This window comes from Amorphoplanes friuliensis DSM 7358 (assembly GCF_000494755.1).
In the GTDB taxonomy this organism is placed as follows: Bacteria; Actinomycetota; Actinomycetes; order Mycobacteriales; family Micromonosporaceae; genus Actinoplanes; species Actinoplanes friuliensis.
On the sequence record NC_022657.1, the window covers coordinates 8,829,964 to 8,852,513 of the forward strand.

Genomic DNA, 22,550 nt, shown 5'->3' on the forward strand with positions numbered 1-22,550 from the left:
ACGCGCCCCACTGCGGGAGTATCAGCAGGTGGAGGGGGTGCTGTGAAGAACCGCAACCTCAGCAAGTTCGCCGTACCCATCGGGGTCATCGGCATCATCGTCATGATGGTCGTGCCCCTGCCGACGTTCCTGCTCGACCTGTTGATCGCGCTGAACATCACGGGCGCCCTGTTGATCCTGCTGGTTGCCATGTTCGTCCAGCGGCCTCTGGATTTCTCCGTTTTCCCGGCACTGCTGCTGGTGGCGACGCTGTTCCGGCTCGCGCTCAACATCAGCGCCACCCGTCTCGTGCTGCGCGACGGCGACGCCGGCAAGGTCATCCATGCGTTCGGCAGTTTTGTGGTCGGTGGCTCGCTGGTCATCGGCCTGGTGATCTTCCTGATCCTGATCATCGTGCAGATCGTCGTGGTCACCAAGGGTGCCGAGCGGGTGGCCGAGGTCGGCGCCCGGTTCACCCTGGACGCCATGCCCGGCAAGCAGATGGCGATCGACGCCGACCTCAACGCCGGCCTCATCGACGAGGCGACGGCCAAGAAACGGCGTGCCGACGTCTCCGCCGAGGCCGACTTCTACGGTGCGATGGACGGTGGCTCAAAGTTCGTCAAGGGCGACGCCATCGCGGCCATCATCATCACGATCATCAACCTGGTCGGCGGTTTTGCGATCGGCATGCTCCAGGAGGGCATGTCGCCGGCCGACGCGATGAACCACTACAGCCTGCTGACCATCGGCGACGGCCTGGTCTCCCAGATCCCGGCGCTGCTGCTGTCCGTGGCCACCGGTCTGATCACCACCCGCTCGGCGACCTCGGGCGACATGGGCTCGAGCGTCACCGCCCAGCTGAGCCAGAACAAACTGGCGATGCGCATCGCCGGTGGCGCCGCGCTCGGCCTCTGCGTCATCCCCGGTCTGCCCAAGATCCCGTTCCTGCTGATCGGCGCCTCGGTGCTGCTGATCGCCCAGCGGATCAAGGACCCGGAACCCGAGACCGAGGGCACACCCGCGGCCGAGATCGAACGGCCCTCGCCGGACTCGCCCGAATCACTGCTCGGCGAGATGCGCGTCGACCCGCTCGAACTGGCGCTCTCCCCCGACCTCGTCGACCTCGTCGACACCAACGGCGGAGACCTGCTCGACCGGGTCCGCGCCCTGCGCCGCAAGATGGCGCTGGAGCTGGGCATGGTCATGCCGCCCGTCCGCACCCGGGACGACCTCGACCTGCCGCTGTCCTCGTACGCGATCCGGATCAGCGGGGTCGACGCAGGCAGCGGCCAGGCCCCGCCGGGCACGGTGCTGGCGATCGGTGACGGACTGCAGGCGCTGCCCGGCCGCGCGGGCGTCGAGCCCGTCTTCGGACTGGCCGGCAAGTGGGTGCCCGCCGAGCTGCACTACCAGGCCGAACTCTCCGGCGCGACGGTCGTCGACCGGGCGTCCGTCATCATCACGCACCTCGCCGAGATCGTCCGGCAGAACGCCAGCCGCCTGCTCGGCCGCGAGGACGTGCGGTCGCTGACCGAGATGGTCAAGCGCACGCACCCCGTGGTCGTCGAGGAGCTGACACCGTCGCTGCTCAGCCTGGGCCAGATCCAGCGGGTGCTCCAGGCGCTGCTCGACGAGGGCGTACCGATCCGCGACCTGGTCCGGATCTTCGAGTCGCTGTCGTTGCGGGCCAAGATCTCCGTCGACCACGACGGACTCGTCGAGGCGGCCCGGGCCGCGCTGGGACCGGCCATCGCCGCCCAGTACGCGTCCGGCGGCCGCCTGACCGTCATCACGCTCGAACCGATGCTCGAGCAGAACCTGCTCGAGTCGCTGCGGCCGAGCGAGACCGGTGCGTTCATGGCCATCGACGGGATGCGGGCCGAGGCGATGGTCACCGAGGCCGGCCGGCTCGTCGAGGCCGCCGAACAGCAGGGCATCACCCCGGTGCTGGCCTGCTCACCGCAGCTGCGGCTGCCACTGATGCGTCTCCTGCGCGCCGGCTCACGCCGCGTTCAGGTGCTGTCCTATTCCGAGATTTCTGGTTCCACCGCACAGATCGAGACCATGGGGGTGGTGAACGGTGCCTACGCGGGTGCTGCTTGAGGGGCCGGCCATCGAGCCGTTGCTGGCGCAGGTGCGCGACGAGTACGGCTCCTCCGTCCGGATCATCTCGGCCGACAAGGTCCGTAGCGGTGGCTTCGGCGGTTTTTTCGCCAAGCAGCACTACGAGCTGTCGGTCGAGGTTCCGGACCCGGAGGAACGCAACGAACCGCAACGCCGGCAGCCGGCGGCCGAGGAGCCGCCACAGACACTGGAGCAACTGCTGGCCCGGGCCGAGTCCCGGGACCGCATCGCTCCGGACGACAACCCGGCCGGAGGTGACCGCCGGACCGGCCGCGACGCCGGGATGGGCGACGCGGACGCCGCCGTGGGCCGTCCCAGCCTGGGTGGCGGAGGTGCCGGCCCGAACCTCGGCGGCGGCGCCGGCCGTGCGCTCGCCGACCCGGGTGCCGCGTTCGCGGAGCTGATGGCCGGTCTCGACAAGGCCGACACCAACGCCTGGGCCCGCCCGGCGCCACGGCCCCACGCCGACGCGGAGCCGGAACGCCCGGAGAACCCGAGCGTGCGGCCGTTCCGCCCGGCACAGGCCACCGGGTCGCCGGTCAACGGTGGTTCGCACTCCGGGCCGAGTGTCCGGCCGCTGCCACCCGTACCGTCGCTCGCGGAGCTGATGGGCGGTCTCGGGGTGAGTGACGGTCCGGCCTTCCCGACTAACGCCGCCGCGACCCGGGCCGCGCAGAACCCGGCGCCGCCGCGCACACCGGCCGCGGCGTACGGGCTGGCGCCGACCTCACCCGCGCCGGCCGGCAACGGCCTGGCCGAGACGCTGGCCGGGCTGGGCCTCGGCGCCCCGCAGGCGCAGACGCCGCTGCACGCGACCACGACCACCGCCCAGCCACCGGCCACACTGCGGCCGATGCACGCGGATCCGGTGCAGCAGAACCTGATGATGGTCGGCATGCCGGCGGAGATGGCGGCGCAGATCGTCGGCGGTGACACGTACGCCGGTGTGCTCAGCGTGCTGGCCTCCCGTCCGGCGGCGCCGGGCGTCCCGGACGCACCCGGCGAGATCCTGGTGCTCTGCGGCGACCTGGACCACGCGCTGCCGATCGGCAAGAAGCTCTGCGAGCAGTCGGGCATCGACCAGGCCCACCTGCTGCTCGGCGGCCCGACAGCGGCCGGTACGGGCATGCACTCGTCCCGCGTCCTCGGTGACCCGACGGCTGCGGCGACCAAGGCGGAACGCCTCCAGAACGCCGACCACGCCTGGATCGTCGTGGTCGACGCGAAGGTCGGCGGCACCGATCCGATCTGGGTCAGCGACATGTGCGACGCGATCGGCGCCACCGCGGTCTGGGCGGTCGTCGACGCCACCCGCAAGACGGCCGACACGGCCCGGCACCTGCGGACGCTCGGCGACATCGAGGCGCTCGTGGTGCACAGCGTGGACATCACGGCCGACCCGGCCACGGTGCTCGGCCTGGACCTGCCGATCGTCTCGCTGGACGGCAAGCCCGCCACCCCGCACGCCTGGGCCGCGATGCTGTGCGCCCGGATCGCCGCGGACGTAGTGCCGATGGCCGCCCTCCCGCGGCGGCCCGCCCGGGGCAGGTAGGCGTGATCCGGCCCTCCGTCCTGCTGTTCGCGCTGCTGATGAGCGCGCCGGCGCTGTACCGCTACGTCACCGACGAGGTCGACATCAGCCAGGTGCTGATCCGTTTCCTCATCGCCGTGCCGATCGCCGCGGTCCTGCTCGCCGGCATGCGGTTCATCACCGCCGGGTACGGCCGGACGGAGGAGCCGGGAACCCCCGCCACGCCCACGCCGGGCGAGCCGGGGCCCGGTTCCTCATGATTCCCGTTTGCGCAGGTGAAAGCCGGGGTAGGCCCCGCGGGTGACCCCTGTGGACAATCGAACCGTCGCGCGGTACACGATGGTTGTCATCGGCCTGGTGCTGGCGACGCTGCTGCTGCTCCTGCTCGCGTACGAGACCCGTCAGGTTCTGACCTGGATCGTGATCGCGGTGTTCTTCGCGGTGGCGCTGCATCCGGCGGTCTCCTGGCTCGACCGCAAGATCGGCTGGATGCGCCGCTGGCTGGCGACGCTCGTCGTCTACCTGGTCGCGGTCGCGGTCATCGGCGGGCTCATCGCGGTTTTTGTCGTCCCGCTGGTCCGTGAGGGCACCCAGCTGGCCGACCAGCTGCCGAAGATCATCGCCGACGTCCGCGCCGGCCGCGGACCGGTCGGCAGTCTGGCCGAACGCTTCCACGTGCTCGACTACGCGGAGAGTCACGCGGGGCAGATCCGCGGCTACCTCTCGGGGCTCGGCGCGTCGACGCTGACAGTGCTGCGCGGTGCGGCCACCGGTGTTGCCGGCGCGGTGACGATCTTCGTGCTGTCCTACCTGATGGTGCTCGAGGCGCCTAAGGTCGTCGACGGCTTCCTGGGGCTCTTCAGCGAGCGGCGGGCCGAGCGGATCCGGCGGGTCGGCCACGCCTGCGCGCGGACCATCACCGGGTACATCACCGGCAACCTGCTGATCAGTCTCATCTGCGGCCTGCTCACGTACGCGGTGCTGGCGATCCTGGGCGTCCCGTTCGCCGGCCTGATCGCGCTCTTCGTGGGGCTGGCCGACCTGATCCCACTGGTCGGAGCCACCCTGGGTGCGGTGGTCGGCGTGCTCGCGGCGTTCACCGACTCGGTCACCGCCGGTGTCGTCGTGCTGGTGTTCTTCGTGATCTACCAGCAGCTGGAGAACCACCTGCTGCAGCCGCTGATCTTCTCGCGCACCGTGCGGCTCAACCCGCTGACCGTGCTGCTCGCGATCCTGATCGGCGTGGAGCTCACCGGCATCCTCGGCGCGCTGCTGGCCATCCCGGTCGCCGGCATCATCCAGATCATCGCCCGCGACATCTGGGACAGTCGGCACGGCCGTCCGGAGCCCGCTCTCCCTATGTCTGATTCGAGCGGTTCTGAGACGATTCGCGACACGCCTTGACAGGTCGTTAATATTTCCGTTTTGTTGGCATACGTTAGGCCTGGTGCGCTACAGCTCAGACCGTCCGATCATTGTTGTCGGCTGCCCGCGATCGGGCACCACGATGCTGCAACTCATGCTCCACGCCCACCCACGGATCGCCATCCCGCCCGAGACCCGGTTCATGCTCACCGCGTACTGGGAACGGCGTGACTTCGGCGACCTGAGCGTGGCGTCCAACCGCCGAGCGCTGGCCCGCCGGATCGTCGACCGCCGCGAGACCCGCTTCTGCGACCTCGGCCTCGACGCCGAGGACATCGTCGAACGGATCACCGCCGGGCCGGGCACGCTCGGCTCCGCCCTCGGCACGATCTTCCAGCAGTACGCCGCCCGTTTCGACAAACCGCGGTGGGGCGACAAACGGCCCGCGTACCTGCACAACATCGACATCCTGCTGCGGCTCTTCCCGGACGCCCAGTTCATCAACATCGTGCGGGACGGCCGGGACTGCGTCGCCTCGCTCAAGGAGATGTCCTGGCACCGCAAGGACATCTACGCGACCGTGGCCGCCTGGGCCCGCGCCGTCGACGACGCCCGCCGGGCCGCCCGGCAGCTCGGCCCTTCGCAGTGGCACGAGCTCCGCTACGAGGACCTGGTCGCCGACCCGCACGGCAAACTCGGCGAACTCTGCGCCTACCTCGGCGAGGACTACGACCCGGCCATGGCGGAACCCTCAGCCGTCGCGGACGTCGCGGTCCCGTCCTTCAAGACCTGGCACGCGCGTACGCACACACCGGTGACCACGCAGCGGGTGCAGAGCTGGCAGACGCGGCTGACGTCCGAGGAGATCGCGCTCTGCGAGGCGGCCCTGGGGTCCCGCCTCGAGTCGAGCGGTTACGAGCTGTCCGGCACCCTCCGCCCGGCACCGGCCCAGCTGCTGCGCTACGGCATCTCCGCCGCACCCCAGCGCCTGATCCCGGCCCGCCGCGGCCTCAGCCGTGCCGCCGGCCTCCTCCGCCGCACCGACGACCTCGCCTACGCCCCGACAGTCGTCCTCCCCCAGCGCACAGCCCCCACCCCACTGACCGGCCACGCCGAGACGAAGCACCTGTCCAACGGTTCTTGACCTTCAACCAAGCACGGACATGGCAGGGCGGGGGCACCGTAAGGTGGGCCCCCGCCCGTTCTCGGCGGGAGCGACGGTCAGAACCATGCACCCACCTACGACATGCCTTTTCAGATTTTGATTTTGCCTCGGAATGCTTGTCAGGCCACCGAGAGCGAAAACTTCCCCTTGCCGTAGCGGGCGACTTCGACGGTGAGGTCGAGGCGCTTGCCGAGGGCGAGCAGGTGGGCGCGCGCGTCGTTCGGCAGGTCCATGCCCGGGTAGATCACCTGGTAGAGCTTGACGTGCGGTGCCCCTTCCCGGTTGAGCAGGCTGGTCAGCACGTTGCACAGCTCGAAGACGTTCTCGGCCAGGTTCGGGAAGAGTTTTTTCTCCTCGATGCTGTCCTCGGCGGCGCCGGCCGGGAGCAGACCGAGTGCGGCGCCGGCGTTGGCCGCCAGTGTCAGCTGCATGCCGAGCACCGCATACAGCTGTTGCGAGGTATCCGTGTAGATAGCGATCACGCCAGTGGACAGGTCGGCCGCGGTCATGGGATCACCCGGTGAGACGTTGACGTCCCGGCCCAGGAGGTCCTCGAAGAGGTTGCGGACGGTGAGAGCGACGGGGATAACCGACGTGTCAGACATAGCTATATCATCCCAAAATAGGTGAGAAGACCTCGTCAAAACGTTCCGCGGTGAAGGGCTTGACGATGAAAAAGGCCGAACCGGCCGCCTCCGCCGCCTGCTGCATCTCGGCCGTGCACTCCGACGTCACGAAGCCGAACTTGACGTCGTTGCCGGCCGCCCGCAGCTTGCGCAGCACCTCGATGCCGGTCATCTCCGGCATGTTCCAGTCGGAGATGACCAGGTCCGGTTTCTCGGCGACCGTGTTGTCGAACGCCTGCTGGCCGTCGGCCGCCTCGACCAGGTCGTGGTCCCCGAATCCCGCCTGGCGCAGGGTCCGGGTGACGATCTGCCGCATCACCCGGCTGTCGTCAGCAATCAGGATCTTCATGCGCTCGCCTCCTTGTTGGTGCTCTGCCACATCGAGATCGACACCGGCTCGCCGTCCCAGATGCCGTAGAGGCCGCTGATCCGTTCGGCCGCCGGGTAGTACGAGGCCGTGTCGGGCGCCAGCACCACCGTGGGCAGCGACAGGAAGCAGCCCGCGGGCAGCATCGCCTTGACGTTGCCGCCGACGATGTTCGCCAGCTCGCCGAGGACGTCGGAGATGTCCTCCTGGCCGACCTCGTCCGGCTCCATCGCGAGGAACGCCGCCGCGGCCTTCTTCGCGGCCTCGCGGGACGACGCGTACACGAGGTGCCCGTGCCACGTGCCGGTGATGGACACCGTCGAGTGCACCTCCGACGGCTGCTTCACCTCACCGTTCGGTACCAGTGGTGCAACGCCCTCGGGGTCCAGGTAGGAGACCCACACCTGTTCCACCATCTCGGCGAGATCATCCGCACTGACCAAGGCTTCGACACTCATGAGTTCGCTCCGGTCGGGACGAGGCCCAGGAGGGCCAGCTTTTCGATCATCGCGCCCTCGGTGAAGGGCTTGATCACGTATTCGTGGGCGCCCGCGGCGAGCGCCCGGACGATCTGGCTTTGCTCACTCTCGGTCGTGACCATGACCAGCGTCATCTCCCGCAGGCGCGGTTCGGCGCGGACCTTCGTCACGAACTCGAGGCCGTTCATGTTCGGCATGTTCCAGTCGATGAGGGCCAGTTCCGGCACCTCGGTCATCGTGGCGAGCAGGTCGAGGGCCTCCTGGCCGTCACCTGCCTCGATCGCCTCGAAGTTCAGCTTGGCGACGATGCGCTTCAGAATCATGCGCATTGCGCGGGAATCGTCGATCACCATGGCACGCACCGCAGCTCACCCCTTCCTCGCGGCGCCGGCAGGCACCGCGCTCCGCACTCGGTAGGCAGAGGTCCGGCCGGCCGCCACCCGTTCGTAGTTGTCGTCGATGCCGATGGTCGTCTCGGCCGCTCCGAGGAACAGCCAGCCGTCCGGCCGCAACAGCCGGGCGACGTTGCGCAGCACCGACTTCTTCGTCGCGACGTCGAAGTAGATGAGCACGTTGCGAAGGAAGATCACGTCGAACGGGGGCATCGGCGGCAGCGGGGCCGTCAGGTTCATCAGCTTGAACGAGACGTTGCGCCGCAACGACTGGGTGATCCGCCAGTGCGCGCCGGCCCGCTCGAAGTACTGGACCAGCTGTGCCGCCGGCAGACCCCGGTTGACCTCGACCTGGCTGTACTCGGCCGCCTCGGCCCGCTTGATCATCTCGGTGGAGATGTCACTGCCCATGATTTCGTACGACCAGCCCGCCGGCAGGTTCTCCTGCAACGTGATCGCCAGGCTGTACGCCTCCTGGCCGCTCGAGCTGGCGGCCGACCAGATGCGTACCTTGCGGTTGGCGCCGGGCCGGCGGACAAGTTCGGGCAGCACCACGTCGGTCAGCGCGGAGAACGGCTCCCGGTCACGGAACCACGAGGTCTCGTTGGTGGTCAGCGCGTCGATGATCCGCCGCTGATCGGCCGGGTTCGGGCGGCGCTGCAGGTTGGCCAGGAACTCCGCGACGCTGGCCGCGCCCACCTGCCGGGCGACCGGGATCAGGCGCGCCTCGACCAGGTATTCCTTGCCGGGGGCGAGCACGATCGCCGCCTCCCGCCGGACCAGCGTCGAGACGAAGGTGAAGTCGGCTGCGGACAGGGTCATCGGGTCACCGCCGCCGGGCGGGCCACGCCACGTCCCACCTGGACACGCTGGACGAGTGCGGCGGCGATCCGGTCCAGCGGAAGCACCTCGTCGGCCAGACCCGCACCGACAACGGCACCGGGCATGCCCCACACCACGGAACTGGCCTCGTCCTGCGCCAGGACCTCGGCTCCGGCCTCACGTAGCACCTTCGCACCACCCCGTCCGTCGTATCCCATGCCTGTCAGCACCGTCGCGAAGGCCGCGGCTCCGAAGAGCGAGGCCACCGAACGGAACATCACGTCGACCGCCGGACGGCACGAGTTCTCCGGCGGCGCGCCGCTGAGCTGGGTCAGCGTCGCGGTGCTCCGGCGCTGCAGCACGAGGTGCTTGTCCCCCGGAGCGATGTAACAGGTGCCCGGCGCGAGCTCCATCCCGTCGCCGGCCTCCACGACCCGCAGCGGTGTGCTGCGGTCGAGGCGCTCGGCGAACATCCGGGTGAAGACCGGCGGCATGTGCTGGGTGACGACGATCGGCACCGGCAGATCGGGTGGCAGGCCCTGCAGCACCTTGGTGAGCGCGTCGGGACCGCCGGTCGACGAACCGATGGCGAGGATGTCGACACGACCCTGGGGACCGCCGCGCCGCACCGGGCGGGCGGGCCCACCGGCGACCGGTGCGCCGGGTCGCGCCGCGGCGAGACCGGGACGTCCGGGCACGGGAGCTCCGGGCCGGGCAGCGGCGGGCGGTGCCAGACCGGGCCGTCCCGGGGGCGGCCCGGGCCGAGCCGGTGGTCCGGCCGGTCGCCGGCGTCCGGCCAGCGCATGGATCTTCGGTACGAGCTGCTCCCGCACCGCCGCGATCGACTCCTGGATGGACCCGACATTGCTGGGCTTCGTCACGTAGTCGGTGGCACCGGCGGACAGCGCTTCCAGCGTCGCGCTCGCCCCGGCCGCCGACAGCGTGCTGAACATGATCACCGGCAGGTGCTTGTGGCGCTTGCGGAGCTCGCGGACCGCCTCGATGCCGTTCATCTGCGGCATCTCGATGTCCATCGTGACCGCGTCCGGCTTCAGCTGATCGATCTTCGCCTGGGCCAGCAGGCCGTTCGCGGCGGTGCCGACCACCTCGATGTCCGGCGCGCCGGTCAGCGAGTCGACGATGAGCCGGCGAACGACCACGGAGTCGTCGACGACCAGGACCTTGATCATGAGCTCACCGGCCCTTCACCCGAGCCAAGCCGGGCCGAGCGCCGCGACGACCGGCGCGAGCAGCCGGTGAGCCGTGGCGGTGTCCAGCAGATCGCGGACGACCAGCGCCTGGACCGCACCGCTGAGCATGTTCCAGACGCCGCCCGCGCGGTCGGCCAGCGGAATGGCCGCTGTGTCGATCGCCTGCACCAGCAGCATCTGTGCGGCAGCGGCGGTCCGCACCCGGTCCGACAGGTACGCCGCCCACGAGGCCGAGTGCACGGCCGGGGACCAGCCACCGGCGTTGCGGCGGGCGTCCTCGGCCGACTGCAGCAACCGGGTCAGGTCGTTGGGCCGGATCGACCGGAGCCGGTCCAGCAGCGCCGAGATCGCGTAGTGGTGCGGTCCCAGGTCGATCGGCTTGCCCGCGGGCAGTTTGCGCAGCGCCGACACCCAGCCCGCGCCGAGCATCCGGCGGGTCGAGTCGTCCAGCACCTCACGCAGATAGCTGGCCACGGCGGCGTCGCAGAGCAGCGCGGTCGCCGACGCGGCGTCCTCGGTCTGCTTCGCGTCGCGGCCCTTGCCCGTCCACGTCCACGCCATCACGTCGTAGCGCAGACAGGTGAGCAGCGCGTCGACCGAGCCGATCGGTGCCCGCTCGACCAGCGCCAGCTGGCTCGCCGGGTCGTCCGCCTTCAGGCCCTTGAGGCTCGGCATCCGCCGCGCCGCACTCTCCACCTCGACCCAGAGCGGCCCGCGGACACCCTCGTCGGGCAGCCGCTGGGCGAGCACGGGCAGGTCCCCGACGCCGAGGCGCAGGGCGCGCAGCAGCACCTCGGCGGTGGCCGACCCGCCACCGAGGCGGGTCAGGTCGAAGCCGAGTACCGGGGCGCTGACGAGGCTGTACATCAGGTGGTGGCTCGATAGGTGTCGACGGCCTGGTTGACGTCGAGGGCGAGCATCAGGCGCCCGTCGAGCTTGAACGTGCCGACCACCAGCTCCCGCGTCGGGCCGCTGAGGGTGTCCGGCGGCGGCTCGAAGGCCTCGTCGTCCAGGTCGACGACCTCGCCGATCCGGTCCACCAGCAGGCTGACCGGTTCGCCGTCACCGCGCAGGATCACGTTCATCACGGGGCCCTTCATCGCCTGCCGGACCAGGCCGAGCTGGACCCGCAGGTCCACGGCCGCGATCACCTGACCGCGCAGGTTGAACAGGCCACCGACGGCCGGCGGCGCCAGCGGCACCGGCGTGTACTCGTTGTAGGAGAGCACTTCCTGGACCGTGTGCACCTCGACACCGAAGAGCTGGTCGGCGACCTCGAAGGTCGCGAACTGACGGCTCGCCATCTCAGGCCTCCACCAGGATCTCGTCGGCCGCCTCGGTGTAGAAGTTCGGATCGGCGGCGAGGATGGCGCGGCGCACGTCGAGCAGCTCGGTCACCCGCTGCTGGATCACCGCGGTGCCGACCAGGCCGTCCTCCTCCGCCTCGCGGCGGGCCGTGGTCTGGTTCTCGGCGATGTCGACGATCCGGTCGACGACCAGCGCCACACTGCGCTCGCCCTCGCTGTAGACGACCACGGACACGGTGTCGCTCTCCTCCACCTCGCTGTACGCCCCCAGCAGGTGCGACAGCCGTACGAGCGGCAGGATCTGCCCGCGGTACTGCACCACCTCGCGGGAGCCGGCGTGCTCGATGCGGTCCCTCGGGAATTCCTCGAGCCGTGTCACCGCGTCGAGCGGGATCGCGACGCGGCGTTCGCCGACCGCGGTCACCAGCAGTCGTTCCCCGGTGCCGGCGGCGCCCGCGGCCCGTGAGGTGGCGACGAGGTTCTCCCGGTCCGACTCGGCCGTCAGGTGCGAGCGGCGCGCGAGCGAGGAGACGTCGAGGATGAGCCCGACCTTGCCGTCGCCGAGGATCGTCGCGCCGGCGTAGAGGCCGATGTCCTTGAAGCGGCTGTTGAGGGCCTTGACCACGACCTCCTCGGTGTTGAGGACGCGGTCCACGACGAGCCCGAAACGACGGCCGTCGGCGTGCAGCACCATGATGTAGACACCCTGGTCGCCGCCGACGTCGAGCCCGAGGGCCCGGTCCAGGCGGACGAGCGGGAGCAGCTTGCCGCGCAGCCGGTAGACCGGCGCACCCGACGCATATTCGATCTTCGTGGACTGGCCGTCGATGAAGACCAGTTCCAGGACCGCGACCTGCGGCACCACGTACCGCTGGTCACCGCAGTCGACCGTCAGCGCCTGGATGATCGCCAGGGTGAGCGGGATGGTGAGGCGCCAGACGGTGCCCTCACCGAGGGTCGAGTCGACGCTGACCGCGCCGCCGATCCGCTCGATGTTGGTCTTGACCACGTCCATGCCGACACCGCGGCCGGACACGTTGGTCACCTTCGCGGCGGTGGAGAAGCCGGGCTGGAAGACCATCGCCATGATCTCGCGCTTGTCCATGCCGGCGACCTGATCGGCCCGGAGCAGGCCCTTCTCGACCGCCTTCTGGGCGATGCGGTTCACGTCCATGCCCGCGCCGTCGTCGGCCACGTCGACCGCCACGTGCCCACCCTCGTGGTACGCCCGCAGCGTCAGCGTGCCCTCCGGCGACTTGCCGGCGGCGACCCGCTTGTCGGCCTCTTCGATGCCGTGGTCGACGGCGTTGCGGACCAGGTGGGTCAGCGGGTCCTTGACCGCCTCCAGGAGGCTGCGGTCGAGCTCGGTCTCCTTGCCCTCCATGACCAGCTCGACCTTCTTGCCGAGCGACTGGCTGAGGTCCCGGATGACCCGCGGCAGCTTCGACCAAATGTGCTCGATCGGCTGCATCCGCGTTTTCATGATGCCTTCTTGCAGCTCACTGGTGATCATGCCGAGCCGCTGGGCGCTGCGGACCAGACCGGAGTCGCCGGTCTCCATCACACCGCGGACCAGCTGGTTGCGGGCCAGGACCAGCTCACCGACGAGGTTCATCAGACCGTCTAGCAGGTCGACGTCGACCCGGATCGCACTGTCCGCGACGCTGCGCTTCGGCGTCTGCGCCTGGAGGGCCTCGGTGACCGCCGCGGGGGCCGCCTTGCCCTCCTCCAGCAGGATCGCGCCGAGCTTGCGCTCGTCACCCTCGAGCTGCTGCTGCAGGGCGGAGCCGACGTCGCTGGGCGCGGCCGCACCGGACTCGACGAGCATCTCGCCGAGCGGCTTCCGCTGCCCCTCCACGGGCTCGGGCGCCGGGCGTACGGCCTTCTCCTCGAGCGGTTCCGGCGTCTCGGCCGGCTCCGCGGGCGCGGCCGGCGCGGCGGCAGTCTCCGCGGGAGCGTTCATCTGCGCGTGGACGGCGGTGATGATGCTGTCGACGTCGACATCACCCTCGTTGCCGTCCTGCTCGATCGCCTCGAGCAGCGACCGGACGCCGTCGATCGTGGCCAGCAAGGTCGTGATCGTCGTCGGCGTGACCGGCTGGACACCGTCCCGCAGACGCGACAGCAACGACTCACCGGCGTGGGCGAGCGTTTCCAGCCTGGAGAAGGCCAGGAACCCGCTCGTGCCCTTGATCGTGTGGATGGCCCGGAAAATGCGTGAGATCAGATCACGCGATCCCGGCTCCTGCTCGAGGGCGACAAGATCCCGGTCGATCTGATCCAGGTTCTCGTGGCTCTCCATGAGGAATTCGCCGACGATCTCACCAAGGTCTTCCACGGACTACCTCCTGCTCGTTTCCCAAAGCCCTCATCGACCTACCGGGTGCTCACCTGAGGACACCCGGACTGCTACCTCTTCCGGCTCAAGCGTCACCACCCGGACGCCGGTAGCGGTAGCCGAATCCGCGGACGGACTCGATCGGTGATTCCTCGGGGTCCGACCAGCCGAGCTTGCGGCGCAGGCGCAGGACGGCGAACTTGACCCGTTCCTGGCCGATGCCGGTCGGGTCGTCCCAGGCCTGGGTGAGCAGCTGGTTCGGGCTCAGCACCGCACCCGCGTGCCGCACCAGCGCGTTGAGCAGCCGGAACTCGGTCGGCGTGAGGCGCTTCTCGTCACCCTTGACGTAGACGCGCCGTTTGGTCGGGTCGAGGTGCACCAGACCGTCGTCGTAGATCTGGCTGGCCCAGCTGTTCTGCCCGCCGGACGAGCGGCGCAGCAGCGCCTCGACCCGGGCGAGCAGCTCGTTGTTGGCGAACGGCTTGGTCAGGTAGTCGTCGGCCCCGCCGCGCAGTCCGCGGACCTTCTCGGCCTCCTGGCCGTGCGCGGTGAGCACCAGCACGGGCACGTCCGAGACGTCCCGCAGCCGTTCGAGCACCTGCCAGCCGTCCATCTCGGGCAGGCCGACGTCGAGCACCACCAGATCGGGGTGTTCGGCGTAGGCCTCCTTGAGACCGGTACGCCCGTCGCCGGCGTGTGCCACCTCGTAGCCGGCCCGGCTGAACAGCAGCCGCAGAGCCAGCGCGATGTCCGGGTCGTCCTCGACCACGAGCAGTCTGCTCATGCCCTCATCACCATGACCCCCCAACGCTGCGTCCCCAGACGCACGGCTGACCAGCTGTCACGGCACGTGAGCGGCATCGGTCAGCGTCTTGCTGGCGTCCCCCGCGACCGCGGACGACGAAAGATGAAATGTCCAAAACCACGATAGCGTGACGTGTCCGTTCATATACGGAAAGTTATAGTTCAGCGTGCGCATCCCCGCTTCCGCACCGTCGACGCTCTCGGGCGGCGCGATGCAGGCCCGCTTCCTGACCGTGATCTCGCACGAGTTGCGGACACCACTGACCACCATCGCCTCGTTCACCGAGAGCCTCGACACGGACGACCTCGCGCCGACCGAACGATCACTCGCGCTCGCCGCCGTACGCCGGAACACCGACCGGATGCTCACCCTGGTCGAGGACCTGATGGTCGTCACCCGGCTGCAGACCGGCGACCTCGAGCTGCAGCCCGGCCGGGTGGACCTGGGAACTTCGATCGCCGAGGCGGCCGAGTTGCTCGCCAGCCGGGAGCCGTACACGGCGGCGACCGTCCAGGCCATCACGGGACCGCCCCTGGTGGCCGACGCCGGACTGCTGCGCGACCTCTTCTACGCCGTGATCGGAACGGTGGCCAGCGGTGCGGCCGACCGGTCGGCCTCGGTCAGCACCACGACCGGCCCCGGCGGCTGGACCGTGAGCGTCACCGCGCGCCAGGCCGAGCAGCTCACCGACGAACACCTGATGGCCGGCATGCTCGCCACACCCGAGCCGCCGCACCGGCGCCGCAGCACCGCGGTGTGGATGCTGATCGCCGAGGCCATCGTCACCCGCCACGGTGGTTCCGTGGAGCTGACCTTCGACCCCGACACCGGGGCAGGCGCGGTCATCGGCCTCCCCCTCAATCCCTCAGGCTGACACAGCCACCGCACGAAGTCCGTGAAACAGCGAAAGAAGGGACGTACAGCCGAAAAGCCGATCCGATAACGAAGCCGGGCGAACAGGCGCCCGGGGTGGATCGGGAGGCAACAAGTGTTCGATTCCGTCCGACGTCTCGCCCTTGTCGCGGCCGCACCGGCCGCACTCCTCGGGCTCTCGGCGACCGCGGTGCACGCCGAGACCATCGTCCCGGCGACGGTGGCGGCCGGGCCGACCACGTCGCAGGTGCTCGGCGACGAGGTCATCGCGCTCACCAACGAGGAGCGGGTGCGTAACGGCTGCTCCGCGCTCGAGGAGGACGAGGAACTGACCGTGGCGTCCGTGCGGCAGAGCCACTACATGGCCGCCACCGGCGACTTCGGCCACTTCGGCTGGCGCGGATCGACCTTCGAGACCCGCTCACGGGCGGCCGGATACCAGGCCGTCGCCGGCGAGAACGTTGCCTACGGCTTCAACACCACCGCCGAGGTCATGGCCGCCTGGATGGCCAGCCCGCCGCACCGGCGCAACATCCTGAACTGCGACGTCAAGGCGCTCGGCGCCGGCGTGCAGCAGGCCCCGAACGGCACGTACTACTGGACCCAGGTCTTCGGCTGGCACTGACCACGGCTCTACAGGGAACAGTTCACCAGGACCGGTTCGGGATGCAGGACGACGCCGAACCGGTCCCGTACGCCGTCACGGATCTCCCGCGCCAGGTCGAGCAGCGCGGTTGTCGTGCCGCCACCCCGATGGGTCAGCGCGAGAGTGTGCTTCGACGAGATCGCCACACCACCGGCGCCGGCGTACCCCTTGCCGAAGCCGGCCTTCTCGATCAGCCAGGCGGCGGGCACCTTGACCGTGCCGTTCGGCGCCGGCCAGCTCGGCGGCTCCCCGGCGTCGACGAGCCGGTCCTGGACCGCCGCCCACTCCTGCGCGGAGAGCACGGGGTTGGTAAAGAACGAGCCCACCGACTGCGTGTCCGGGTCCGCCGGGTCGAGCACCATGCCCTTGCCCGCCCGCAACTGCAGAACGGTCTCCCGTACCTGCTTCGCGGGCACCCGCTCGCCGATCTCCACGCCCAGCCGGCGGGCCAGTTCGGCGTACCGGATCGGCGCGGAGTCCGCGGAGAGCGTGAGGCGGAAGTCGACCTCGAGCACCACCCAGCGCTCGTTGTTCTTGAAGATGCTCGACCTGTACGCGAACCGGCACTCCGGCAGCGACAGCACCCGCACCTCGTCCTCGTGGCGGTCGTAGACGTGTACCGCCTCGATCGTCTGCGCGACCTCCTGGCCGTACGCACCGACGTTCTGGATCGGGGTCGCACCGGACGAGCCGGGGATGCCGGAGAGCGCCTCCAGGCCGGAGCAGCCGTTCTCGATCGTGTGCGCCACAAAATCGTCCCAGGGCTCCCCGGCGGCGACCCGGAACAGCACACCTCGGGCATCCCGGTCGGCCACGTGAACCCCACGGGTACGCAGCAGCACCACCGTGCCGGGGAAGCCGTCGTCGCCGATCACGACGTTGCTGCCCCCAGCGAGAACGAGCACAGGTTGCCCCGAACGGGCAGCAGCCCGTACGGTTGCCACCGCTTCGTCCGTTTCGGACACCACCGTGAGGGTGCTTGCCGGGCCGCCGAGGCGTAGCGTCGTGTACGCCCCCAGCGAACTGGCATGCGCCGCGGATGCGGTGATCGGGTGGTCAGCACTAACGTCAGGCACGACGTTCACCCTAGGCCGCGGGCCCCGGGTGGTAACCGGTGGTCCTCCTCGATCGGGAGAAGGCGGATGAACAGGCTGCACGCGACGAAGGACTTCTGGCTGGCCGCACTGCGTGCGGACGGGCCGGCACTCCAGGAAGCCGTCGCCCAGACAGGTCCCGATGCGGCTGTGCCGTCCTGTCCGGGATGGACGGTGGCCGATCTGACCGAGCACATCACCACACTCCTGCACTGGGTCCGCGAGCTGACCCCTCGCGGAGTGGTCGACCGGCCCGCCGATCGGGTGATTCCCGAGCCCCGGCCCGCGTGGCCCGAGGCGCTCGACCAGCTTCGCCGCGAGATGACCGGCACGATCGAGACCCTCGACGCGCTCGACCCCGACTTCCCGTCCTGGACGTGGCCGGCCCAGGCCCGCAAGGCCGGTTTCTGGCAGCGCCGGATGGCGCACGAGATCTCGGTGCACCGCTGGGACGCCGAGACCGCCGCCGGCCGGGCCACCCCGATCGAGACGAAGCTCGCCGCCGACGGTGTGAACGAGGTGCTCGACACCTGGCTCCCCGCCGGCCGGCGCAAGGGCCCGACCGATCTGCACGGCGTGGTGCACCTTGTCGCCACCGATGCGAGTTACGAGTGGTTCGTCCGTCTGCGCGGGGCGGGCATCTCCCTGCTCGACACCGGGACGATCCTCGACTCCGACGACCACCACCCGCGGGCGGAGGCCTCCGGCACCGCCAGCGACCTGCTCCTGGCGTTGATGGGACGCATCGATTCGGACAATCTGACCGTGATCGGCGATCAGCGCCTGATCAGCGCGTTGCAGGCGGGATAACGCATCCCAGCATCCGGAATGTGTTCCGCAACTTTCGGATGGCTCCCGAGAAGGCGAATGGCTCTACGCTGTACCGGTTAAGGGCGGTCGTTTCCCGGCCGCCCCCACAGTCCCGCCGCTGATCAGGCCGGTCGGCGCGGCCCGGCTCGGCAGCGGCGGATCACGCAGGGAGCGGTGAAGGATGACGGCAACCGTCTCGGTGGAGTCGAGCGACGAACCACTGGCATCGGGGGTGCGGTTCCCGGACGGCTTCGTCTGGGGCGCGGCGACGGCGTCGTACCAGATCGAGGGCGCGGTGAACGAGGACGGCCGGGGGCCGTCCATCTGGGACACGTTCTGCCGGACGCCGGGGCGCGTGCACGCCGGCCACACAGGCGACGTGGCATGCGACCACTACCACCGCTACGTCGAGGACGTGGCGATGATGGCGGACCTCGGGCTCGCCTCGTACAGGTACTCGATCGCCTGGCCCCGCATTCAGCCCGACGGCACGGGCCCGGTCAACACCCGCGGGCTGGACTTCTACGACCGGCTGACGGACGAGCTGATCGGCAAGGGCATCGACCCGGTCGTCACGCTCTACCACTGGGACCTGCCGCAGAGCCTCGAGGACCGCGGCGGCTGGGCCTCCCGCGAGACCGCCGAGGCCTTCGCCGAGTACGCCCAGATCGTCCACGCCCGCCTCGGTGACCGCGTCCGCACCTGGACCACGCTGAACGAGCCGTGGTGCTCGGCCTACCTCGGGTACGGCAGCGGCCGGCACGCACCGGGTGTCACCGACCCGGCCTCGGTCTTCAAGGCCGTGCACCACCTGCTGCTGGGCCACGGCCTGGCCGCGCGGGCCCTGCGTTCGGCCGGCGCGCAGAGCGTCAGCATCACGCTGAACCCGGCCTCGGTGCTCCCGCTGGACCCGGAGAACGCCGCCGACGTGGAGGCCGCCCGGATCGTCGACGGCCTCAACAACCGCATCTTCCTGGACCCGCTGCTCCGCGGGCAGTACCCGGACGACATGCGCGAGCACATGGCCCGCTTCGTGGACCTGTCCTTCATCCGGGACGGCGACGAGGCGATCATCAACGCCCCGATCGACGTGCTCGGCGTCAACTACTACACACCTTCGTACGTCTCCGCGAAGCCCGGGACGCCGTCTGCCCCGGACGCGCCCGGCACCGACGGTGTGGCCTGGCGCGAGCCGGTCGGCCCGATCACCGACATCGGCTGGCAGATCGAGCCGGCGGCGCTCACCCGCCTGCTGGACCGCATCCACCGGGACTATCCCGGTACGCCGATGATGATCACCGAGAACGGCGCCTCGTACGGTGACGGCCCCTCGGAGGACGGCGCCATCCACGACACCAACCGCATCGAGTACCTCGACGGGCACCTGCGCGCCTGCCTCGACGCCATTTCCCACGGCGTTGACCTTCGGGGATACTTCGCGTGGTCTCTGATGGACAATTTCGAATGGGCCGAGGGGTACGCCAAGCGGTTCGGCCTGGTGCACGTGGACTACACCACGCAGCAGCGGGTGCCGAAGGACAGCGCACGGTGGTACCAGGAGGTGATCCGGCGTAACGGTCTCACCGACCAGGGCCGGATCGGGGAGTGAGCTGATGGTGACGCGGGAGCGACCGACCCTGGAGGCGGTGGCCAGGCGCGCCGGTGTCTCGAGGGCAACCGTCTCCCGCGTCGTCAACGGGTCGACCACGGTCGCCGTGGCGATCCGGGACGCGGTGAACCAGGCCGTCGAGGAACTGGGCTACGTGCCCAACCAGGCCGCACGCAGCCTGGTCACTCAGCGTACGGAGTCGATCGCGCTGATCCTCCCGGAGACGGCCAACCGCGTCTTCTCCGACGACCTGTTCTTCCCCGCGGTGATCCGCGGAGTCAGCATGGAGCTCGACGCGGCCGACAAGCAGCTGGTGCTGATGATGGCGGGCTCCGCCGCCAGCCACGACCGCGTCGAGCGTTATGCGATGGCCGGCCACGTCGACGGTGTCATGTTCGCCTCGATGCACGGCGCCGACCCGCTGCCGGGGGCGCTCGCCCGGCTCGGCATCCCGGTCGTGTGCAGCGGACGGCCGATGACCCCGGCCGAGCTGCCCGTCCCGTACGTCGACGTGGACCATGTCGGCGGTGTCGGCCAGGCCGTCCGCCACCTGCTGGCCGGTGGCCGCCGGCGCATCGCCACCATCGCCGGCCCCCAGGACATGGTCGCCGGCATCGACCGCCTCGCCGGATATCAGCGCGCCCTGCGCGAGGCGGGCCTGACCGAACACATCGCCGTCGGTGACTTCACCCGCGAGTCCGGCATCCGCGCGATGCGCCGCCTCCTCGCCGACGACCCCGACCTCGACGCCGTCTTCGTGGCCTCGGACATGATGGCCCACGGCGCCCTCCAGGCCCTCAAGGACGCGGGCCGCAGCGTCCCGGCCGACGTCGCGGTGGTCGGCTTCGACGACTTCGAGATCAGTCGCCTCAGTGATCCCCCGCTGACCACGGTCCGCCAGCCGATCGTCGACATGGGCCGCACGATGGCCCGCCAGATGCTCGGCCTGGTCAACGACAGACCCTCCGAGCCCGACGCCGTGGTCCTCCCCACCGAACTCGTCGTCCGCGCCTCCGCCTGACACACTGACGACACGGCGCCAGGCCGCGGACCTCAACTTCCGGCTCACCGTGCTGTCCGACGGGCTGCCTGGACCTTCCCGGCCGAGGCCGAGGTCCTAGCTGTCGCCGGCTGGGAGTCCCAGCTCCGCTGACACACGGCGGGCGGTCGCCGCGGTCTCGGCGCCGAAGAGCACCAGCGTCGCCAGGCGCAGGTTGGCCGGCTCGGCCGCCCGCAGCACGCCCAGGGCCTGCTTCACGGCGTCCTCGAGCGGCCAGCGGTAGATCCCGGCGGAGATCAGCGGGAAGGCGATCGACTCGGCGCCGAGCTCGTCCGCGATCCGCAGCGAGTTCTCGTAGCAGGAACGCAGCAGGTCCGAGCGGTCCTCGGTCGTGCTGAACACCGGGCCGACCGTGTGGATCACCCAGCGGGCCGGCAGCCGCCCGGCTGTGGTGGCAACGGCTTGGCCGGTTTTCAGTCCGCGGCCGTATTGGGACGCGCGCAGGGCCCGCGTCTCCGCGAGGATCTCCGGGCCGCCCTTGCGGTGGATCGCGCCGTCGACACCGCCGCCGCCGAGCAGGGACGAGTTGGCGGCGTTGACGATGGCGTCGGTCCGGTGGGTGGTGATGTCACCCTCGATCAGGTCGATGCGCATCACAGGGACGCCACCGTGGTGATCTCGGTGGGCAGGCCCAGTGCCTTGCGGGACAGCAGCGTGCCGCCGGCCACCGCGGCGGGCATCAGCAGCACCGCGCCCAGCGGGATCAGGAAGCAGGCGAACACTGCCACGCCGAAGCCCAGGGCGAGCGGGCGGTTGACCCGCAGGGCCGCACGGCGGTCCCGGAGTCGCCGGCCGCGGCGCTGGAACGGGACGCCGGTCAGCTCGACGGCGAGGATCCAGCCGCCGACCGCACCGCCGATCACCGGCACCACCGTCTGGCCGACCACGGGGATGAAGCCGGCCAGGAACAGCGGGATGCCGAAAAGGACGGACAGGCCGATCAGCCGGAGCGAGTCGACCAGGCTGCGGGCGAGGGACTGGCCCAGCGAGACCTCGACCTCGTCGCGCACACCACCGAACCGGTGCTCGACCATCCCGGAGATCTTCTCGTAGAACGGGTCGCCGATGAGCAGGGTCACCGCGGTGAAGGTGAGGACACCGAGCAGGCCGCAGAGGCCGAACACGGCCGCACCGGCCAGCAGGCGCATCACGTCACGGCCGGCTGTCGACCAGTCGTCGGCGAACCAGGTCACCGCCGCGGCCAGGTCGTCGATGAACGCGATCAGGGCGATCAGGGCGGCGGCGTAGAGGACACCGGAGATCAGCGCCGGGAGCAGGCCCAGGCCGAGCATCCGGGGGTTGCGCAGCACCAGGCCGAGGCCACGCGCGAGCAGTCCGGCGCCGGTGACGAACTGGCGGAAGGCGCCGCCGGTCGCGGAAAGCAGTTGAGTCGAGTTGTCCCCCACGTTCGGGGAGCTTAGGACCCGCGGACCAATCGTGCTGCGCTGAGGCCGGACGTGCTCGGTTCGGCACTGGTGCTCGGTCCGGTCGGGGACGGGCTCGGCGGTGTTGTCACCACTGCCGTCGGCGTCGGCACCGGCGGCAGCAACGTGAACGTCGGCGACGGCGAGCCGGAGACCACAGCGGACGGTGTGACCGCACTCGGCAGCACCGTCACGGGCACCGCGCTGGGAGGCAGCGACGATTCGACCGCGACCGGTCGTGTGGCCGGTGGTGACCAGTCGACGACGGTGCCGGTGGCCGGCTTCGCGGCCTTGGTGGGCGCGATGCCGATGCCGCCGGCACCACCGGGCGCGCTGACCGCGGGCGGGGCGGGCGCCGGAGTGCCGAGCGTCCAGCCGACGGTGACGGCAAACGGCAGGCCGAGGGCAACCAGGCCGAAAAAGATGGGTTTGGGGGATAGCCGCACGTGAGGAACACCGGTTCAGGGCCCGAAAAGTTACGGCTATCGGCCATCTACCCGCTTGATCCGCGCCGTAACGG

The 22,550-nt window shown here is 70.1% G+C and carries 24 protein-coding genes; 10 read left to right on the forward strand and 14 right to left on the reverse strand.

Going from position 1 to position 22,550, the window contains the following annotated elements; genetic code table 11:
- Positions 1–42: 42 nt before the first annotated feature.
- Genes flhA through AFR_RS40750 form a run of 5 tightly spaced genes read left to right on the forward strand, consistent with a single transcriptional unit; the run spans position 43 to position 6,146 of the window.
- Positions 43–2,085 carry a flagellar biosynthesis protein FlhA gene (gene flhA / locus AFR_RS40730; RefSeq protein ID WP_023562692.1) on the forward strand — a complete coding sequence of 681 codons (2,043 nt, stop codon included), beginning with the start codon at positions 43–45 and terminating at the stop codon, positions 2,083–2,085.
- Positions 2,075–3,658 (forward strand): hypothetical protein, encoded by a 1,584-nt coding sequence (locus AFR_RS40735; RefSeq protein WP_023562693.1) that lies wholly within the window; start codon positions 2,075–2,077, stop codon positions 3,656–3,658. Before flhA ends, AFR_RS40735 begins: the two co-directional genes overlap by 11 nt.
- 2 nt (positions 3,659–3,660) lie before the next feature.
- On the forward strand, positions 3,661–3,897 hold the full coding sequence (locus AFR_RS40740; protein WP_023562694.1) for a hypothetical protein: 237 nt from the start codon (positions 3,661–3,663) through the stop codon (positions 3,895–3,897).
- A gap of 49 nt (positions 3,898–3,946) precedes the next feature.
- Complete coding sequence (locus AFR_RS40745) at positions 3,947–5,041, forward strand: AI-2E family transporter (protein WP_023562695.1); 1,095 nt, start codon at positions 3,947–3,949, stop codon at positions 5,039–5,041.
- A 43-nt stretch (positions 5,042–5,084) separates the two neighbouring features.
- Entirely contained in the window at positions 5,085–6,146 is a 1,062-nt protein-coding gene (locus tag AFR_RS40750) for a sulfotransferase family protein (RefSeq protein ID WP_238547196.1), read from the forward strand.
- 140 nt (positions 6,147–6,286) lie between these two features.
- On the opposite strand, the gene AFR_RS40755 is transcribed toward AFR_RS40750, so the two are convergent.
- From AFR_RS40755 to AFR_RS40800, 10 genes are all read right to left on the reverse strand, one after another.
- Positions 6,287–6,772 carry a hypothetical protein gene (locus tag AFR_RS40755; protein WP_023562697.1) on the reverse strand — a complete coding sequence of 162 codons (486 nt, stop codon included), beginning with the start codon at positions 6,770–6,772 and terminating at the stop codon, positions 6,287–6,289.
- Positions 6,773–6,779: 7 nt separating this feature from the next.
- The gene (locus AFR_RS40760; RefSeq protein WP_023562698.1) at positions 6,780–7,142 is read right to left on the reverse strand and encodes a response regulator; all 363 of its coding nucleotides are present in this window, start codon (positions 7,140–7,142) and stop codon (positions 6,780–6,782) included.
- Positions 7,139–7,618 carry a chemotaxis protein CheX gene (locus tag AFR_RS40765; protein ID WP_023562699.1) on the reverse strand — a complete coding sequence of 160 codons (480 nt, stop codon included), beginning with the start codon at positions 7,616–7,618 and terminating at the stop codon, positions 7,139–7,141. Before AFR_RS40765 ends, AFR_RS40760 begins: the two co-directional genes overlap by 4 nt.
- Complete coding sequence (locus tag AFR_RS40770; protein ID WP_221478700.1) at positions 7,615–7,992, reverse strand: response regulator; 378 nt, start codon at positions 7,990–7,992, stop codon at positions 7,615–7,617. Before AFR_RS40770 ends, AFR_RS40765 begins: the two co-directional genes overlap by 4 nt.
- A 15-nt stretch (positions 7,993–8,007) precedes the next feature.
- The gene (locus tag AFR_RS40775; RefSeq protein WP_023562701.1) at positions 8,008–8,853 is read right to left on the reverse strand and encodes a CheR family methyltransferase; all 846 of its coding nucleotides are present in this window, start codon (positions 8,851–8,853) and stop codon (positions 8,008–8,010) included.
- Entirely contained in the window at positions 8,850–10,043 is a 1,194-nt protein-coding gene (locus tag AFR_RS40780) for a protein-glutamate methylesterase/protein-glutamine glutaminase (protein ID WP_023562702.1), read from the reverse strand. The genes AFR_RS40775 and AFR_RS40780 overlap by 4 nt, the downstream gene beginning before the upstream one ends.
- 15 nt (positions 10,044–10,058) lie before the next feature.
- Positions 10,059–10,931, reverse strand: a complete 873-nt coding sequence (locus AFR_RS40785) for a hypothetical protein (RefSeq protein WP_023562703.1) — start codon at positions 10,929–10,931, stop codon at positions 10,059–10,061.
- Complete coding sequence (locus tag AFR_RS40790; protein ID WP_023562704.1) at positions 10,931–11,368, reverse strand: chemotaxis protein CheW; 438 nt, start codon at positions 11,366–11,368, stop codon at positions 10,931–10,933. The genes AFR_RS40785 and AFR_RS40790 overlap by 1 nt, the downstream gene beginning before the upstream one ends.
- A gap of 1 nt (position 11,369) precedes the next feature.
- Complete coding sequence (locus AFR_RS40795; protein ID WP_023562705.1) at positions 11,370–13,709, reverse strand: chemotaxis protein CheA; 2,340 nt, start codon at positions 13,707–13,709, stop codon at positions 11,370–11,372.
- Positions 13,710–13,794: 85 nt separating this feature from the next.
- Complete coding sequence (locus tag AFR_RS40800; RefSeq protein WP_023562706.1) at positions 13,795–14,493, reverse strand: response regulator transcription factor; 699 nt, start codon at positions 14,491–14,493, stop codon at positions 13,795–13,797.
- 187 nt (positions 14,494–14,680) lie between these two features.
- Here AFR_RS40800 and AFR_RS40805 point away from each other — a divergent pair, with 187 nt between their 5' ends.
- Positions 14,681–15,388 (forward strand): sensor histidine kinase, encoded by a 708-nt coding sequence (locus tag AFR_RS40805; protein WP_023562707.1) that lies wholly within the window; start codon positions 14,681–14,683, stop codon positions 15,386–15,388.
- Positions 15,389–15,502: 114 nt separating this feature from the next.
- Complete coding sequence (locus AFR_RS40810; protein ID WP_023562708.1) at positions 15,503–16,012, forward strand: CAP domain-containing protein; 510 nt, start codon at positions 15,503–15,505, stop codon at positions 16,010–16,012.
- An 8-nt stretch (positions 16,013–16,020) separates the two neighbouring features.
- On the opposite strand, the gene AFR_RS40815 is transcribed toward AFR_RS40810, so the two are convergent.
- The gene (locus tag AFR_RS40815) at positions 16,021–17,109 is read right to left on the reverse strand and encodes a UDP-N-acetylmuramate dehydrogenase (RefSeq protein ID WP_148308219.1); all 1,089 of its coding nucleotides are present in this window, start codon (positions 17,107–17,109) and stop codon (positions 16,021–16,023) included.
- Between the two features lie 66 nt (positions 17,110–17,175).
- On the opposite strand from AFR_RS40815, the gene AFR_RS40820 reads away from it, so the two are divergent.
- The 3 genes from AFR_RS40820 (at position 17,176) to AFR_RS40830 (ending at position 20,567) form a co-directional block, all read left to right on the forward strand.
- A complete protein-coding gene (locus AFR_RS40820; protein WP_023562710.1) occupies positions 17,176–17,937 on the forward strand; it encodes a maleylpyruvate isomerase family mycothiol-dependent enzyme in 762 nt (253 codons plus the stop codon).
- A gap of 181 nt (positions 17,938–18,118) precedes the next feature.
- Positions 18,119–19,546: a GH1 family beta-glucosidase gene (locus AFR_RS40825; protein WP_023562711.1), complete on the forward strand. Its 1,428-nt coding sequence runs from the start codon at positions 18,119–18,121 to the stop codon at positions 19,544–19,546.
- Between the two features lie 4 nt (positions 19,547–19,550).
- Positions 19,551–20,567, forward strand: coding sequence for a LacI family DNA-binding transcriptional regulator (locus tag AFR_RS40830; RefSeq protein ID WP_023562712.1), 1,017 nt, complete (start codon positions 19,551–19,553; stop codon positions 20,565–20,567).
- Between the two features lie 96 nt (positions 20,568–20,663).
- Here the strand turns inward: AFR_RS40830 and AFR_RS40835 are convergent, their stop codons facing one another.
- The 3 genes from AFR_RS40835 to AFR_RS47035 are packed head-to-tail and all read right to left on the reverse strand — an operon-like array spanning position 20,664 to position 22,476.
- Positions 20,664–21,200, reverse strand: a complete 537-nt coding sequence (locus AFR_RS40835; protein WP_023562713.1) for an O-acetyl-ADP-ribose deacetylase — start codon at positions 21,198–21,200, stop codon at positions 20,664–20,666.
- Complete coding sequence (locus AFR_RS40840; RefSeq protein WP_023562714.1) at positions 21,200–22,012, reverse strand: EI24 domain-containing protein; 813 nt, start codon at positions 22,010–22,012, stop codon at positions 21,200–21,202. Before AFR_RS40840 ends, AFR_RS40835 begins: the two co-directional genes overlap by 1 nt.
- Positions 22,013–22,023: 11 nt before the next feature.
- Positions 22,024–22,476, reverse strand: coding sequence for a hypothetical protein (locus AFR_RS47035; protein ID WP_162181500.1), 453 nt, complete (start codon positions 22,474–22,476; stop codon positions 22,024–22,026).
- Between the last annotated feature and the right edge of the window lie 74 nt (positions 22,477–22,550).

Excerpts from the sequence above, each read along its gene's own strand:
- AFR_RS40790 (WP_023562704.1), bottom strand. The coding sequence starts at position 11,368 with ATGGCGAGCCGTCAGTTCGCGACCTTCGAGGTCGCCGACCAGCTCTTC.
- AFR_RS40780 (WP_023562702.1), bottom strand. The coding sequence starts at position 10,043 with ATGATCAAGGTCCTGGTCGTCGACGACTCCGTGGTCGTTCGCCGGCTC.
- AFR_RS40775 (WP_023562701.1), bottom strand. The coding sequence starts at position 8,853 with ATGACCCTGTCCGCAGCCGACTTCACCTTCGTCTCGACGCTGGTCCGG.
- AFR_RS40755 (WP_023562697.1), bottom strand. The coding sequence starts at position 6,772 with ATGTCTGACACGTCGGTTATCCCCGTCGCTCTCACCGTCCGCAACCTC.
- AFR_RS40825 (WP_023562711.1), top strand. The coding sequence starts at position 18,119 with ATGACGGCAACCGTCTCGGTGGAGTCGAGCGACGAACCACTGGCATCG.
- AFR_RS40765 (WP_023562699.1), bottom strand. The coding sequence starts at position 7,618 with ATGAGTGTCGAAGCCTTGGTCAGTGCGGATGATCTCGCCGAGATGGTG.
- AFR_RS40820 (WP_023562710.1), top strand. The coding sequence starts at position 17,176 with ATGAACAGGCTGCACGCGACGAAGGACTTCTGGCTGGCCGCACTGCGT.
- AFR_RS40800 (WP_023562706.1), bottom strand. The coding sequence starts at position 14,493 with ATGAGCAGACTGCTCGTGGTCGAGGACGACCCGGACATCGCGCTGGCT.
- AFR_RS40785 (WP_023562703.1), bottom strand. The coding sequence starts at position 10,931 with ATGTACAGCCTCGTCAGCGCCCCGGTACTCGGCTTCGACCTGACCCGC.
- AFR_RS40830 (WP_023562712.1), top strand. The coding sequence starts at position 19,551 with ATGGTGACGCGGGAGCGACCGACCCTGGAGGCGGTGGCCAGGCGCGCC.
- AFR_RS40760 (WP_023562698.1), bottom strand. The coding sequence starts at position 7,142 with ATGAAGATCCTGATTGCTGACGACAGCCGGGTGATGCGGCAGATCGTC.
- AFR_RS40835 (WP_023562713.1), bottom strand. The coding sequence starts at position 21,200 with ATGCGCATCGACCTGATCGAGGGTGACATCACCACCCACCGGACCGAC.
- AFR_RS40770 (WP_221478700.1), bottom strand. The coding sequence starts at position 7,992 with ATGGTGATCGACGATTCCCGCGCAATGCGCATGATTCTGAAGCGCATC.